This is a genomic window from Lebetimonas sp. JH292 (assembly GCF_000523275.1).
Taxonomy (GTDB): Bacteria; Campylobacterota; Campylobacteria; order Campylobacterales; family Nautiliaceae; genus Lebetimonas.
On record NZ_ATHQ01000002.1, the window covers coordinates 14,421 to 29,808 of the forward strand.

At 31.6% G+C, this 15,388-nt stretch carries 15 protein-coding genes and 1 tRNA gene; 10 read left to right on the forward strand and 6 right to left on the reverse strand.

Annotated features, from left to right (window positions below; genetic code table 11):
- Positions 1 to 8 precede the first annotated feature (8 nt).
- The 3 genes from DZ64_RS0109275 to DZ64_RS0109285 all read right to left on the reverse strand — a co-directional run bounded on the left by DZ64_RS0109275 (position 9) and on the right by DZ64_RS0109285 (position 2,770).
- Positions 9 to 923 (reverse strand): branched-chain amino acid ABC transporter permease, encoded by a 915-nt coding sequence (locus DZ64_RS0109275; protein ID WP_024790308.1) that lies wholly within the window; start codon positions 921 to 923, stop codon positions 9 to 11.
- Positions 924 to 932: 9 nt separating this feature from the next.
- On the reverse strand, positions 933 to 1,559 hold the full coding sequence (locus DZ64_RS11650) for a GGDEF domain-containing protein (RefSeq protein ID WP_024790309.1): 627 nt from the start codon (positions 1,557 to 1,559) through the stop codon (positions 933 to 935).
- A gap of 71 nt (positions 1,560 to 1,630) precedes the next feature.
- Positions 1,631 to 2,770 carry an ABC transporter substrate-binding protein gene (locus tag DZ64_RS0109285; RefSeq protein ID WP_024790310.1) on the reverse strand — a complete coding sequence of 380 codons (1,140 nt, stop codon included), beginning with the start codon at positions 2,768 to 2,770 and terminating at the stop codon, positions 1,631 to 1,633.
- Between the two features lie 67 nt (positions 2,771 to 2,837).
- Between DZ64_RS0109285 and serS the strand changes: the two genes are divergently transcribed.
- The 6 genes from serS to DZ64_RS0109310 all read left to right on the forward strand — a co-directional run bounded on the left by serS (position 2,838) and on the right by DZ64_RS0109310 (position 7,643).
- Positions 2,838 to 4,088, forward strand: coding sequence for a serine--tRNA ligase (serS, locus tag DZ64_RS0109290; protein WP_024790311.1), 1,251 nt, complete (start codon positions 2,838 to 2,840; stop codon positions 4,086 to 4,088).
- Positions 4,089 to 4,174: 86 nt separating this feature from the next.
- Positions 4,175 to 5,965 (forward strand): tetratricopeptide repeat protein, encoded by a 1,791-nt coding sequence (locus DZ64_RS11165; RefSeq protein WP_236618750.1) that lies wholly within the window; start codon positions 4,175 to 4,177, stop codon positions 5,963 to 5,965.
- Positions 5,966 to 6,176: 211 nt separating this feature from the next.
- On the forward strand, positions 6,177 to 6,350 hold the full coding sequence (locus tag DZ64_RS13555; protein ID WP_236618751.1) for a hypothetical protein: 174 nt from the start codon (positions 6,177 to 6,179) through the stop codon (positions 6,348 to 6,350).
- 49 nt (positions 6,351 to 6,399) lie between these two features.
- On the forward strand, positions 6,400 to 7,125 hold the full coding sequence (locus DZ64_RS0109300) for a Bax inhibitor-1/YccA family protein (protein ID WP_024790312.1): 726 nt from the start codon (positions 6,400 to 6,402) through the stop codon (positions 7,123 to 7,125).
- Positions 7,115 to 7,531, forward strand: coding sequence for a hypothetical protein (locus DZ64_RS0109305; RefSeq protein ID WP_024790313.1), 417 nt, complete (start codon positions 7,115 to 7,117; stop codon positions 7,529 to 7,531). The genes DZ64_RS0109300 and DZ64_RS0109305 overlap by 11 nt, the downstream gene beginning before the upstream one ends.
- A gap of 36 nt (positions 7,532 to 7,567) precedes the next feature.
- A tRNA-Ala gene (locus DZ64_RS0109310) sits at positions 7,568 to 7,643 on the forward strand.
- Here the strand turns inward: DZ64_RS0109310 and DZ64_RS14255 are convergent.
- Positions 7,594 to 8,322 carry a glycerophosphodiester phosphodiesterase family protein gene (locus tag DZ64_RS14255; RefSeq protein ID WP_084029435.1) on the reverse strand — a complete coding sequence of 243 codons (729 nt, stop codon included), beginning with the start codon at positions 8,320 to 8,322 and terminating at the stop codon, positions 7,594 to 7,596. The genes DZ64_RS0109310 and DZ64_RS14255 overlap by 50 nt on opposite strands.
- 25 nt (positions 8,323 to 8,347) lie before the next feature.
- On the opposite strand from DZ64_RS14255, the gene DZ64_RS0109320 reads away from it, so the two are divergent.
- From DZ64_RS0109320 to DZ64_RS0109335, 4 genes are read left to right on the forward strand one after another with little or no spacing between them, the layout of a single operon-like run.
- Positions 8,348 to 10,039 carry an ABC transporter ATP-binding protein gene (locus DZ64_RS0109320; RefSeq protein WP_024790315.1) on the forward strand — a complete coding sequence of 564 codons (1,692 nt, stop codon included), beginning with the start codon at positions 8,348 to 8,350 and terminating at the stop codon, positions 10,037 to 10,039.
- 60 nt (positions 10,040 to 10,099) lie between these two features.
- Complete coding sequence (gene ilvD / locus DZ64_RS0109325; protein WP_024790316.1) at positions 10,100 to 11,788, forward strand: dihydroxy-acid dehydratase; 1,689 nt, start codon at positions 10,100 to 10,102, stop codon at positions 11,786 to 11,788.
- Positions 11,788 to 13,353, forward strand: coding sequence for a diguanylate cyclase (locus DZ64_RS0109330; RefSeq protein WP_024790317.1), 1,566 nt, complete (start codon positions 11,788 to 11,790; stop codon positions 13,351 to 13,353). The genes ilvD and DZ64_RS0109330 overlap by 1 nt, the downstream gene beginning before the upstream one ends.
- Complete coding sequence (locus tag DZ64_RS0109335) at positions 13,341 to 14,177, forward strand: hypothetical protein (RefSeq protein WP_024790318.1); 837 nt, start codon at positions 13,341 to 13,343, stop codon at positions 14,175 to 14,177. Before DZ64_RS0109330 ends, DZ64_RS0109335 begins: the two co-directional genes overlap by 13 nt.
- Positions 14,178 to 14,241: 64 nt before the next feature.
- Here the strand turns inward: DZ64_RS0109335 and amrA are convergent, their stop codons facing one another.
- Both amrA and DZ64_RS0109345 read right to left on the reverse strand, forming a co-directional pair.
- Entirely contained in the window at positions 14,242 to 14,811 is a 570-nt protein-coding gene (gene amrA, locus DZ64_RS0109340) for an AmmeMemoRadiSam system protein A (protein WP_024790319.1), read from the reverse strand.
- Positions 14,812 to 15,085: 274 nt separating this feature from the next.
- Positions 15,086 to 15,364, reverse strand: a complete 279-nt coding sequence (locus DZ64_RS0109345) for an EscU/YscU/HrcU family type III secretion system export apparatus switch protein (RefSeq protein WP_024790320.1) — start codon at positions 15,362 to 15,364, stop codon at positions 15,086 to 15,088.
- Positions 15,365 to 15,388: the final 24 nt, after the last annotated feature.

Here is a 15,388-nt window from a genome sequence, read left to right on the forward strand (position 1 = left end):
TTTCATTTCTAAAACCTTTGTCTTTCAAAATCAATTCCCATAATACCTGTAGGTTTAAATAATAAAACAAAAATTAGGAAAATAAATGCAAATGCGTCTTTCCATCCTCCGAGTTCCGGGAAAAAACCGGGAATTGCAACTTCGGCAAAACCTAAAATAAAGCCTCCTATTACCGCACCTGTTACACTTCCGATTCCCCCTACAACCGCAGCGGCAAATGCTTTTAGTCCGACAAGCATTCCCATATAAGGATCAATACTCGGATAAGCCATTGCATAAGAAATTCCCCCTATTGCAGCAAGAGCCGAACCTAAAGCAAATACAAAGGCAATAATTTTATTTGAATCTGCACCCATTAGCTTAACGGTGTTTATATCAAAAGCCAAAGCTCTTATGGCGATACCTATTTTTGTTTTATAAAGAATATATAAAACAACCAATAATAAAATTAATGTCATTATAGGAATAATTAAAGTAAGCACGGGAATTGTTAATGATTTTATATGTAATATTGCAGAAAACCATTTTGGAAAATAAAATGCCTGATACGTTCCTCCCAAATATTGATTTGCTATAACGTTAAAAAGGGATTCCAGGAAAAAAGAAATACCAATCGCTGTAATTAAAAGTGAAATTTTAGGAGCATTTTTATCAAGAAGGGGTTTATATGCACTGACATATGTTAATATTCCGACAATAGCAGTTACTATAATAGATAAAGTTACGGCCACATAAAAATTAAGCCCCATAATTTTGAAAAAAATAAAAGCCATAAAAGCTCCAACCATCATAATGTCACCGTGAGCGAAGTTAATAAGTCTTAAAACTCCGTAAACCAGGGTATAACCGATTGCAATCAGGGCATACATACTTCCTAATGAAAATCCGTTTATTATTTGCTGCAATATAAAACTTAAACTCATTTTTTTCCTTTAACAGATTATTTTATTTCTTCCGGAATTTTTTGCAATATATAATTTTTTATCTGTTTTGTCAATAAAATCTTTAATTTTATAGTTGGAATTATACTCAACAACCCCGCCACTTATTGTAATTTTTATATTTTTTTTGCAAAAACTTTTATTTTCAATAAATTCTCTGAATTTTTCCATTTTTATACAGGCGTCTTTTTGTGTTGTAAAAGGCATTGTAATTAAAAATTCTTCCCCTCCGTATCTGAAAACATAATCGCTTTGTCTAAAATTTTTTTCCATTTCTTTTGCCAATGATTTTAAAATACAATCACCCGTCAAGTGCCCATAAGTGTCGTTTACTCTTTTAAAGCACACTTCATTTTTTTTGACAGGGTTAATACCGCAGATTTCAATTTCCTCTATTGAAGGTATGTTCTGTTTTAAATAAAACAGAAAGCTTTTTAATATAAGATTTAAATCATACTGTGTTAATAAATTGTGAAAGATTTTTTTAATTAATTCATCTATTTTATTTAATATTTTTAAATCGCTTTCATAATCTCCCATCAAATACAAACCGCATTCTGTCTGGCATTGAAATGGGTCATTTGGTATCAAATAGCCTACCCAGTATATATTCGGCATTATTTCTATGGGCTTGGAATAATCTATTATAAAGCACTTTTTAACTGTTAATCCCCAAAGGGGAAAAATAATTAAGGTTGTACCAATTCTTTAAATTCTGTTTTACCGTTTATAATTTGTTCTACAACGGCAGGTTTGTTAACTGGATTTCCAGTTTTTGGGTCGATTGTAAGATTTCCTGTTACAGCTTCGAGGTTTTTAGTATGTCTTATTGCATTGTTTACACATTGTTTAAATTGAAGGTTATTTTTTGTATTTGCTTTTGTGTCACATTGTTTAATTCCGTTATAAATCAATAAGTATCCGTCAGCCCCTGTTGCAGCAAATGCGCTTGGAAGCCTTTCGTATTTTGCTTTAAATTCTTTAATAAATTCTTTTGATAACGGAGTCGGAGCTTTTGCTGCGTCAAAATGGTCAGTATACATTACGCCGTTTGCCGCTTTTCCAGCAAGTTTTGTCAGAAGTGCAGGGTCTGCAATCCCGTCTCCGCCCATTACAGGTGCTTTTACTCCTGCAGCTCTGAGCTGTCTTAAGAAAAGGCCTTCTTCAGGAGCATAATTTGGCGTATAAACAAATTCCGGATTTATTCTTTTAATCTGGGCAACTTGTGCGTTAAAGTCTTTATCTCCAGTATTTATAAACAGTTTTTTAAGAATTTTCCCTCCGCCTTGTTTGTAAGCTTTTTCAAATGCTTTGGCAAGTCCTACTGAATAATCCTGTTTCATATCAAATACGATTACAGCATTTTTAAGACCGTGTTTAAGGGCGTATTTCGCCGCAACTGTTCCTTGAAAATCATCTGTAAAACAGGCACGTGTAAGATATTTGCTACCTTTTGTTACCCTTGGGTTTGTGGCAATTTGGGTAACAGTCGGAGTTTTAGTGGCCCCTGCAAATCTTTTAACTGCAAGAGCCATGGATGAAGCAAGAGGTCCTTCAATTGCTACAACTTTTTCTCCGCTGGCAAGTCTTTTGTAACCGTTAACAGTTTGAACTTTGTCAAATTGGTTATCTACAATAACTAATTTAATTGTGTCTCCGTTTGGAAGTGTTGCATATTTTGAATGGATAAGTTTAATACCGTCAAGAGTTTTTTGACCAAATGATGCAATTGGTCCTGTTAGTGGCTGAAGCACACCTACTTTAATTTCTTTTGCAAATAATGTCGAAGCAACTAATGCACTGAGTCCGAGAGCGATTACTTTTTTCATTTATCCTCCTTTTATGTTAAAATTCTCTAAATTATACCAAATAACATTTTAATAATAAAGGAATTTAATGCTAAATTTAAAATTACTTGAGAGGGATTTTGAAAATGTTACTAAAAAACTTAAATTAAAGGGAATTAACGAAAATCTATTAAAAGAAATTAAACAACTTTTTTCCAAAAAGAAAGAATTAAAAACCAGGCTTGATAAATTATTTGAAAAAAGAAACATGCTTTCAAAGCAGATTGGAAATCTTGTAAAAGAGGGTAAAAAAGAAGAAGCTGAGAATTTAAAAAAAGAAGTGGCCGCATTAAAAGAAGAAATAGAAAAATTAAATACAAAATCCAAACAGATAGAGACTGAATTGGAAAATAAAGCATTAAATATTCCCAATATTCCGGATGATGATGTTCCTGTAGGTAAGGATGAAAATGATAATGTAGAAATTAAAAGATGGGGCAAAATTCCAGAGTTTGATTTTGAAATAAAGCCCCATGACGAACTTGGAGAAAGACTTGGCTGGCTGGATTTTAAAAAGGGCGTGAAACTTGCAAAAAGCCGTTTTACTGTGTTAAAGAGCGATGCGGCAAGGATTGAGAGGGCTTTGATTAATTTCTTTTTAAACCATAACAGGGAATACGGATTCGAAGAAGTTTATGTTCCTTTTATTGTAAACAGGGAGACTATGACGGCCACGGGTCAGCTTCCAAAATTTGAAGAGGATCTATTTAAAATAGAGGGGGAAGAGCTTTATTTAATACCTACGGCCGAAGTGCCTTTAACTAATCTTTTCAGAGATGAAATAATTGAGGATTTAAGCAAACCAGTAAAACTTACGGCATATACACCGTGTTTTAGAAAAGAAGCCGGAAGTTACGGGAAAGATACAAAAGGAATTATCCGTCAGCATCAGTTTGACAAGGTGGAACTCGTTGCCATTACCCGTCCGGAAGAGAGCGATAAAATGTTTGAGGAAATGGTTGAATGTGCAAGCAGGGTGCTTGAGAAATTAAATTTGCCTTACAGGCAGGTAATGCTCTGCACAGGGGATTTGGGATTCAGTGCGGCGAAAACAATTGATTTGGAAGTATGGATTCCGTCTCAAAACAGATACAGGGAAATAAGTTCTGTTTCCAATACCAGGGATTTTCAAGCCAGACGCGGAAAAATAAGATTTAAAGACGGTAAAAAAAACCGCCTTGTCCATACACTTAATGGAAGCTCTTTAGCAGTCGGCAGGACACTTGTAGCTATTATGGAAAATTATCAAAGAAAAGATGGAACAATTGAAATTCCTGAAGCGTTAAGAAGATATTTATAAAATTATGAATGTTGAATGATGAATTATGAATGCAATAATTAAAATTCAACATCTAACATTCAAAACTTAACATTTAAAGGTAATAAGTGGCGGAAGAAGAAAATGTAATAATCATTGAAGAAGACAATAAGAAAAAAAAGAAATATTTTTTAATTATCATTATTCTTCTGTTAATTGCATTAATACTGCTTTTGGCTTTGGCTTTCGCAGTAATAAAAAAGAAAAAAGAAAATAATGTCGAAAATAAAGAAATTACAGAAATTGCCAAAAAACTTGAAAAAAAGCATATACAAAAAGACACCCTTAAAACAATAATTAAAAAAGCCGCAATTCTTTATAAAAACGGGCAGAAAAAAAAAGCCCTGGAATTATTGAATAAAGTTTCTTCTTTTTCCCAGTCTCTTTCAAATTACAATCTCGGTGTGATTAAAATGAAAGAGGGTAAATTTAATAAAGCTTTAAAATTTTTTCAAAAAGCGATAAACAATAAAGAAAATAGGGTTGTGAGTGCTATAAATGCTGCTGTATGTGCATTGAAGCTTAAAAATAAAAAACTTTTTGATTATTATATAAATTTGGCATATATAACTCTCCCTGAAATTGCCAAATCAAAGAGTTATCCTTATTATTATGCCCTTGTGATGTATTATATGGGATATGAGCAAGAAGCGATTCCCGCTCTTAAAATGAACACTCCTTACAGAGAAGATTCTCAAAGGCTTTTAAGCGCAATTTACGAATATAATAATAATTTTATAAAAGCTCAGGATATTCAGAGGGCCCCTTTTTATAAAGGTCTTGATTTGGCGGAAATAGGTGAATATTCTTTGGCAAAACATTATTTGTCCCTTTCAGATAAAAAAAAGGCCAAATTTGCCTTGGCTTTGGTGGATTTAAAACTTTCAGAATTTAAAGAAGCTTCAATACTCTTTAAAAATTTCGATGAAAACAATGTTTATCCTATCCGAATAAATTTAAAACCAAGTTTGTTTGACGTGAAAGTGGCACAAAAAGAGTTTAAAAACAGTTTTTTAGCTAAAAAAAGTGATTATTACGATTTGTTTTTTTATTTTGCCCCGTTTAAGGTTTACAGCCTGAACCAGACTATTGCATATTTAAAAAAGGGAATTGCCGGGATACCTATTGGGGCGATTGAAGAATCAAATTCATATCTTTCAAAAAGCGCTGTTTATTCAGGGCTGAATTTGGAAATTTCAAAAGCAATAAAATTAGCTCTAAACGGGCATATTTATCTGGCGAATAAAAAATTTCAGACACTTATAAAAAAAAGGGACACTTCTTATATTCTGCATTATAATCTTGCTTTGACTTATGCGCAGCTTGGGGATTACAAACAAGCCTATTTTCATTTTTTAAGGGCCTATCATTTGAATCCAGGTGATATGCTAAGCGGTATTTATGCACTTATGGCAGTTAGAAAAACAGGCAGAGACGATTCTAATTTACTTGCTTCTCTAAAAGAGGATTTAAACGGCAAAAATGTTTTGGAATATGGGCTTATTTCTTTAATAAACAATAATACCGTGGGCATAGCCGCATTTTTGGAAAAAAACGAAAAGCCAAATCCTCTGTGGATTTTGGCAAAACTTGCCGGTAAAGCTGTTTTAAATGAAAATTATCTTGATGAAGCATTAAAATTAAAAAGTATGTTTAATAAGGATATTATTGCAAATTTACTCTATTTTTATGCTGAGAATAAAAATTTAAGTGTTAAAAAATTAGCTCTTAATTTTCAGAGTCTGTTTCTGGAAAAAAACTGGGATATGAATGATTTTTATTACGGTGCTAAAGTTGTGAGAGACTGGTATTTTGAATTTGCCAAAATTTCCGGACTTTTAAACAGAGGAAAGTTTTGATTTAGAAAAAAAAGCTAAAATAGAAAATTTTGATATTATACCTCTTTTAAAAAGACTTGCTTTTGCAAATCTATATACCAAACATTTTGAAGAATCTTATGTTATTTACAATGATTTAATCAATAACAAAAATGTAGATGATCCTTTTACATTATACCAGGCTGCAGTTGCGGGAATAGGTGCCAATCATCATGCAAATGCAGTAGCTTTAATGGAACTTGCAAAATTAAAAAACCCGACATATTCAGAAGCAAGATACGGACTTGGACTTTTATGGCAGGAAGCCAATAACATTAGGGCAGCAAGAATTCAGTATTCAAAAATTCCTGACGGTTTTGAGAGTAAATATTTCGATTTTAATATAAAACCTCCAAATTCATACTAAATTCATCAATATATAATAAAATCTTATAAAATAAAACTGAGGAGGTAAAATGAAATTTAGTTCAAGCGATTTTAAACAAGGGCTTTTTAATAAAACTATCACAAATGAAACAAATCATGCAATAGAAGATATTAATGTTTTTGTTAAAAAAACATATCAACTCTTAGCCGGAAGTTTAATTGCCGGGGCCGTTGGTGCATATGTAGGAATGGGTTTTGTATCTAATATGATAAACCCGATAAGCGGAGGGCTTACATTTACATATTGGGGTTCTGTAATTTTGGAATTTGTTTTGCTTTTTGGATTATTGGCGGCAAAAAATAAGACACCGCTTAATTTGGTTTTACTTTTTGCGTTTACTTTTATGACAGGGTTTACATTAGCCCCGACTTTGGCTGTTTTTATAGCAAGAAATATGGGCTATGTAATTGGAGAGGCGTTTGGTTTAACTGCTGTTGCTTTCGGTGCTTTAACTGTTTTTGCAATGAATACAAAAAAAGATTTTACCACTATGGGGAAAATGCTTTTTATTACATTAATTGTTTTAATAGTAGCAAGTATTGCCAATATTTTCTTACATCTGCCTATGCTTCAATTAATAATTGCAAGTGTAGGGGCGGTTTTGTTTAGTATGTTTATTTTATTTGACACTCAAAATATAATAAGGGGAAATGTAAGCAATGAAATAGAGGCTGCCGTTGCGCTTTATCTTGATTTTCTAAACTTGTTTATATCTCTTCTTCAGATTTTGGGATTTTTAAATAATGAAGAATAATTTGTATAGAAGCATTGATGCAAATATAAACAGGTTTAAAGAGGGTATAAGGGTGGTTGAGGATATTTTAAGATATGAATTTTCTTCTCCCCTTGCTCTTAAACTAAAAGAACTTAGACATATTAAAATTCCTGATTATGAAAAATATATAAAATACAGAGACTCAGCAGAGGATATTTTAAAAAAATCTACAAAAGATGAACTAAAACGATTAAATTTAAAAGACATAATTATTTCCAATTTAAAAAGAAGCCAGGAAAGTGCAAGGGTTTTAGAAGAGATTTTTAAATTATTTGATGTTAATTTATCAGAAAAGTTTAAAAAAGCGAGATATTTATTGTATAATTACGAAAAAGAAATCCTCTCTCTAATAGAAAGTGAAAAGTTAAAAAATGAAAATAATTAAATTTTTCATTTTACACTTTTAATTTATAATTTTATTGGGGACATGGCTCAGTTGGTAGAGCACTACGCTGGCAGCGTAGGGGTCACGGGTTCGAGTCCCGTTGTCTCCACCAAACTTCCAAAATCACTGAAAATCCCGTAAATTCCTATTGAAAATAGTTTTTTGGCTTCATTCTTAGAATTTATTGTATATACTAAAACTCTATCTTTTAATTTTTCTAAAAATTCTTTTGTGACCAGTTTTTTTGAAATATGAATTGAATCTATGTTTAATGTTTTTAAGTATTCCATTGAAAAAGGCTTGTCAAAAAGTGCTGCGGTGGAAATATTGTTTTGTTTAAAAAATCTTAAATATTTGTGTTCAAAACTTGAAATTAACACTTTATTTTCAAATTCAAATTTTTTTATGGTTTCTAAGATTTTTTCCAAAAAGACAGGTTCATTTTTAAATACTTTTTTCAGTTCAATATTTACAGGCATATTCATTTCTTTGCACAATTCTAACGTTTCTTTAAGTGTTGGTATTTTTTCATCAGGATATATTGTAAAATTTTTTAATTCTTTCAGTGTAAATTTGCAAACTTCCCCTTTGCCGTTTGTGGTTCTGTCAATTGTGTCGTCATGTATTACAACTATTTGATTATCTTTTGCAAATGTAACGTCAAATTCTATAAAATCGGCGTTGTTTTTAGCTGCTTTGAACGCATTTAACGTATTTTCCGGATACAAAGCGCTTAATCCCCTGTGGGCACCTATAATATGAGTTTTATCGAAATTGTCGAAAAAATTCATTATAATTCCTTAAAAAAGGCTTGATTTGCTTACATTTAAAAAAATATTAAAAGAAATTCAAAAATATAAAAAAGAATTTATTATTGCTCAAATTATAGCACTTTTGGCTACGCTTATCTCCATTCCTATACCACTTTTAATGCCTCTTTTAATTGATGAGGTATTACTCCATAAAGGCGGCTGGTGGATAGATTTTATTAACCGTTTTGAGAATTGCAATCCGTTTTGTTATGTGATGATAACTTTGTTTGCAGTGCTGATATTAAGGGGCTCTTTTATGTTTTTGAATATAGCCCAGGCATTTTTTTTTGAAAAAATAACAAAAGATATAACTTATAAAATAAGGTTGAGGGTAATAGAGCATTTAAAAAGAATTTCTCTTAATGAATATGAAAATTTAAAAACGGGGGATATTGCAAGTAGACTTATAAGCGATGTAAATACTCTGGAGGATTTTTTAATAAAATCGGTTTCTAAATTTGTAATTTCATTTTTGACGCTGATTGGAGTCGCTGTTGTTTTACTAAGTATTAATTTAAAACTTGGGCTTTTTATACTTTTGCTTAATCCTTTTGTTGTTGTTTTTTCAGGAAAACTGGCCAGAAAAGTTAAAAAATATAAACTTTCCCAAAATAAAACAATTTCTGTGTTTCAGGAAGCTTTAATAGAAACTCTGGAACTGTTTGACCAGATAAAAGCATACAACAAAGAAAATTTTTTCTTTAAAAGACTGTTTTTACTGGCGGGGGAAATGAAGAAAAAAGCATTTGAGTTCAGCTACAAAAGCGAAGCTTTTAACAAAATGAGTTTTTTAATGTTTTTGGTGGGATATGAAATATTCAGGGCTGCCGGAATTTTGGCGGTTGCATATGATGATTTAAGTATCGGTATGATGATAGCTGTATTTAGTTATTTGTGGTTTATGATGAGTCCTATTCAGGAAATTATAAATATTCAGTACTCTTTTTTCAGTGCAAAAGCGGCACTTGAGAGGATAAATAAATTGTTTGAACTTAAAAAAGAGCCTGTTTATGAGCATAAAAAAAATCCGTTTAATAAAAATATAGAAATTGAAACTAAAAATTTATATTTTAAATATAAAGATGATTGGATTTTGGAAAATGTGAATATAAAAATAATACCTTTTAAGATTACTGCGTTAATTGGTGCAAGCGGAGGCGGAAAAACAACATTTGCAAAATTAATCTCAGCTTTGCTGGTGCCGGATAGGGGAGATATTTTATATAATAAAATCAGTTATAAGGAGATAGGTTTAAATGAAATAAGAAAACATGTCGCCTTAATCTTGCAGGAAACTAAACTTTTTAACGATACTCTAAGGTTTAATCTGACATTAGGAGAAAATTTCGATGAAAGTGAGATAAAGAAAGCTTTAAAAAAGGCGGAATTTTTAAAGTCAGTAGATAAATTGCCAAAAGGGCTTGATACGTTTATAGGGAAAAACGGGGTGAAACTGAGCGGCGGGGAAAGGCAGAGGGTTGCAATAGCAAGAGCAATTCTTTTTAAACCTGAAGTTGTGATTTTGGATGAATCCACCTCAGCCCTTGATATAGACACAGAAGACAGGGTTTTTAAAAACATAGAAAATTTTTTAAAACAAAGAACATCAATTATTATTGCCCACAGGGCTGAAACAATTGCAAAAGCGGATGAAATTTTAATGGTAAAAGAAAGAAATATTATAAAAGTTTCTTAAATTTATATTTTTGCATTTTTAAGCTTAAAGTGTTAAAATACAGGAAAAAAAGGACATAAAATGAGAAGTGATGAAGTAAAAAAAGGATGGCATAGAGCCCCACACAGAAGTTTGTTTAGAGCTACAGGACTTAAAGATGAAGATTTTGAAAAACCTTTTATTGCCGTTGCAAACTCTTTTATTGAAGTAGTTCCAGGGCACTTTTTTTTAAATAAATATGCGGAAATTGTAAAAGATGAAATTAGAAAAAACGGATGTGTGCCTTTTGAATTTAATACAATCGGTGTAGACGACGGTATTGCAATGGGGCACGACGGTATGCTTTATTCTCTGCCAAGCCGTGAGCTTATTGCAAATTCAGTAGAAACCATGATGAATGCTCATAAATTTGATGCGCTTATCTGTATTCCAAACTGTGATAAAATAACTCCGGGAATGGTTATGGGGGCACTCAGGGTAAATGTGCCTACTATTGTGGTGACAGGCGGACCTATGAGAGCCGGGCATATGAAAGACGGAACACCGATTGACCTTGCTACAGTATTTGAAGGTCTTGGTAAATTTGAAAAAGGTGAAATTGATGAAAATACTTTATACGAATTGGAATGCAATGCATGTCCGGGGGGAGGAAGCTGTTCTGGTATGTTTACTGCTAATTCTATGAATACATTAATAGAAGCTATGGGACTTGCCCTTAAAGGAAACGGAACTGTTCCCGCTCTTACATCTGAGAGGGAAGAACTTCTAAGACTTGCAGCCAGAAGAATCTGCGAAATTGCAAAAGACGAAAAACTTTATGAACAGTATAGAATAAAAAATATTATCAACGAAAAAGCGGTTCATAATGCGTTTGTTGTGGATATGGCGATGGGTGGAAGCACAAATACCGTTTTGCATATGATGGCAATTGCAAAAGAAGCCGGAGTTGATTTTGATTTGGCTAAAATTAATGAAATCGCAAAACATGTAAGCCATATCGCAAAAATTTCCCCTTCACTTCAGACAGTTCATATGGAAGATATTAATAAAGCCGGCGGGATCAGTGCCGTTATGAAAGAAATTTCAAAAAGAAGCGATGTAATACTTTACACTGATAATCCTGTAATTGAAGGCGGAAGTGTTGCCGACAGGATTAAAGATGCTAAAGTGCTTGATTATTCTATAATTAAACCTGTTGAAAAACCGTTTAGTAAAGTAGGCGGGCTTGCCGTTTTATTCGGTAATTTGGCTGAAGAAGGGTGTGTTATTAAAACAGCCGGAATTGTCGGAAGTAGAAAATTTACTGGCCGTGCGGTATGCTTTAATTCCCAACAGGAGGCAATTGACGGAATTACAGGCGGAAAAGTAAAAGAAGGAGATGTTGTCGTAATCAGATACGAAGGACCAAAAGGCGGACCCGGAATGCAGGAAATGCTGGCACCAACAAGCCTTATTATGGGTATGGGGCTTGGAGACAAAGTCGCTCTTATAACTGACGGTAGATTTTCAGGTGCCACAAGGGGGCTCAGTGTTGGGCATGTAAGTCCTGAAGCGGCTGAGGGCGGAATGATTGGACTTTTGAAAGACGGGGATATTATAGAAATTGATGCCGATAATTTTTCTATAAATGTAAAATTAAGCGATGAAGAAATTGAAAAAAGAAAAAAAGAATTCATTCCTATTAAAAAAGAGGTGCCAGGAAAATGGTTAAGGGATTACCGTGTCCTTGTTACAAACGCTGCTAACGGGGCGATACTTAAAGCGGATTAGTGAAAAAATATTTTTTTATTTTCTCTTCTTTTGTTTTTCTTACAAGTACAATACTGCTTTTTTTTATTGTTTTTGATTTTATAAATTATGCAAAAGCCAAAATGAATGAGGTTATTCATCAAAAAAGGATAAAAGAATATAATTTTATAATAAAAGAAAACAAAGATTATCTCTATTCATTAGCCAAATATTTTGCCAATTCTCCTTTGGTTAAAAAAGCATATAAAGAAAATAATCCTAATTTAATTTATAATGAATTTGCACCACTTTTTAATATTATGAATAAAAAAAATCTTATTGAAGAGCTTCATTTTTTTAAATATCCCGCTGTTAATTTTTTGGATTTTCCAAACGACAATACAAAAATGTTTGACGCCTCAAAAAAAAGACTTGATATTTTAAATATAGAAACTGCAAAAAAAGGAGACGTTTTTTATTATATTTGCGCAAAATATCCTGGACTCAGGGCCGTTTTTCCAATAGAGGTTGATTCAAAAATTGTGGGCAGTGTTTCTTTCGCTCAGAAGATAGATTTTTTAATAAACAGATTTAAACTTTTGGGTGTTAAAAAAATATCAATTTTTTTAAATGACAGACTGCTTAAATTTTTTTTAATGCCGAAATTTTATAAAAGTTATAAAAAATGCCCTTTAATTGAAAATAAATACAGATTGTTAGGGGATAAAATAAAAGAAAATAAATATTTTATTACTAAAATTGAATTAAAAGACTATTTCGGAAACGAACTGGGAAAAATAATTTTGGCCGATAGAAATGAAATAATGTTTAAAGATATTGTGGTACATATTTTGGGTTATGTTTTTATATTTGTATTAATAATGTTTATGGGATGGTTTTTTTATTTTAGAATGTTAAATTATATTATAAAAGAGCTTAATAAAACAGATATTTATGTAAAGTTGTTAAAAAATCAGGAGTTTGACAAACTTCCTAAAACTTTTGAAGTAAGAAATGAAATAAACGTACATCAAAAAGCCATAATAGACGCTGCAAAGGAAATAAAAGCATTTATAAATATTTTACGCTCAAAAAAAGAAGAATATTACAACAAAGCTTATATAGATATTTTAACCGGTGCATTTAACAGAAGGTTTTTAGAAGAAAAAGAGCATGAACTCTTTTTGAAATACAAAACATTAAAAAAACAGGTTTCGGTATTAATATTTGATATAGACGATTTTAAAAAAGTAAACGATACATACGGACATGATGTAGGGGATATGGTTTTAAGCGAAATAGGAGAAATTGTAAAACAGATTTTAAGAAAAAATGATATTTTTATACGTTACGGAGGGGAAGAGTTTGTAATAATCTTAGAAGATGTTAAATTAAAAGAAGTCGTTAAAATTGCTGAAAAATTAAGAAAAGCCATAGAAAATAAAAAAATAAAAATAAATGACGAAAAAGAGATAAGTGTCAGCGTTTCCATCGGAATAAGCGAATTAAATTACGAAACTGACAACAATTTGTTTGATACGATAAAACGGGCGGATGAAAAACTGTATATAGCAAAAAGAAACGGTAAAAACAGGTGGGAAGTATAATAAAAACAGCTTTAGTTATAATAAAACTTGTTATTCCTTTTTATATTTTGGCTGATGTTTTAATCTATTTTCATGTTTTAGAACATATATCTTTTTTGTTTAAACCTTTTACTTTTATTTTAGGCTTTGATGATAAGCTCGCTTTGAGTCTGGCTGCCGGGTTGCTTTTTAATATTTATGCCGGGATTGCATTTGCCGCACCTTTGAATCTCAGTCCATATGAATGGACTGCCCTTGGGCTTTTTATGGGTATTGCTCATGCTTTGCCTGTTGAAAATGCAATAATGAAAAAACTTGGAATTTCTGTTTGGTATTCAACTATCTTAAGAATAAGCGGGGCAACCTTAGCGGTGTATATATTTAAATTATTTAATTTTCATTTAAATGATGCGGTAGTTTCAAAAAATATTGAAATAAGTCACTATAACAGTTTTTTTAATATGCTTTTGCATTCTGTTTATAATGCTTCAATACTTGCTTTAAAAATTATTGTTTTAATCTCAGTTATCATAATCTTTATGGATTTTATAAAAGCTAAATTTTTTAAAGATAAAAATATAAGTTCACATTTTTCAATTGTAACAGGTTTGATTCTCGGAATAACTTACGGGGCAGGAATATTGATTAAAGAAAAAGAAAAACTCTCAAAAAAAGATATACTGTTTATCGGAACTTTTTTAATGATATGTCATTCGGTTATTGAAGATACCGCCCTTTTTGCCATTTTTGGGGCAAGCATATGGATATTGATTTCTATCAGGCTGATTTTGGCAATAATTATCTCTTTTTTAGTTGTAAAACTATATAACAAATCTAATTTTTGATTTTTAAAAAATTTTCTATTATTATTTTTGTGTTTTATCTTCTGTCTGTAAAAAAGAAGAAAAATTAATCTTCTTTAACTTCTATTGCCTGATAAGTATAAATTACCGGATGATACTGCAAACAATCCCCCGGAAGTCCCGCTTTTAAGCAAAGATGTGCAAAAAACAGATCAAAATTTGGAAGTTCCTCCCATACGCTTGGCAAAAATGTCGCCTGATGATTTGCAAGCTGAAGTATTACCCCGTCAACCCCTGGTCTTATTTTACTTCTTAAATCATTTACGTCTTCATATTCAAGTTTTTCAGGAATAGTAAGTACGCTTACATCAATTTCTATTTCTTCAAACTCTTCTGGTCTTAGCGGTTCAAATCTTGGGTCGCCAAAGGCTGCTGCTTTTGCATTTTCAATAACATCATCTATTAAAGGTCTGTATGGTAAAATTGAACCTATACAACCTCTAAGATTAGAACCTCTTGGCAGATTTTTCTTTTTTAATGTTACAAAGCAAGCTCTTTTTTCAGCTAAAAAAGGATATTTTTGGAGCCACTCATTTTTATCAATTAATTTTTTACCTTCAAACTCTTCTAAAATTGAAAGTCTTGCAATTTTTGGTAAAATTTTTAAATCTTCCATTTTCCCCTCCTTTTATATTATTTTACCAAAATTGATAACTACAAAGATAAAAATATTACAGCTCAGAGCTCCATTTTGCTAACGCACCGCTCAAATTTTGCTAAAAATTGCAAACAGCTACGCAGGCCCTAAGGGCTCGGTGCAATTTTTTTAACGTAAAATTTTTGCTAAATTCCGCTACGCTGTCATATTTTTACTTTTTCATTATTTAGTCAGTGTCTTTCACTTAAAACTTGGCCACTTGGAACTTGTTTACTCGGCACTTGGAACTTTTTTATTTACTAAGCTGTGCTCTCTCTTCTAATTTATAAAGCCAAATAAACACTTCAACAACTGCTTCATACATTTTTGGAGGTATCTCTTCCCCTACTTCTAAGCTTAGAAGCATATTTGCAAGTTCTTCATTTTGAAATAAAGGCACATCAAATTCTTTTGCTTTTTTAATTATTTTTTGTGCTATTTCGCCTTTTCCTTTTGCAATAACTTTTGGGACCATGTCTTCATAAGCCTTATATTTTAAGGCAACCGCTTTAGTATTTGTAAATTTTTTCATAAATAGGGCCTTTTTTGGTTAAAG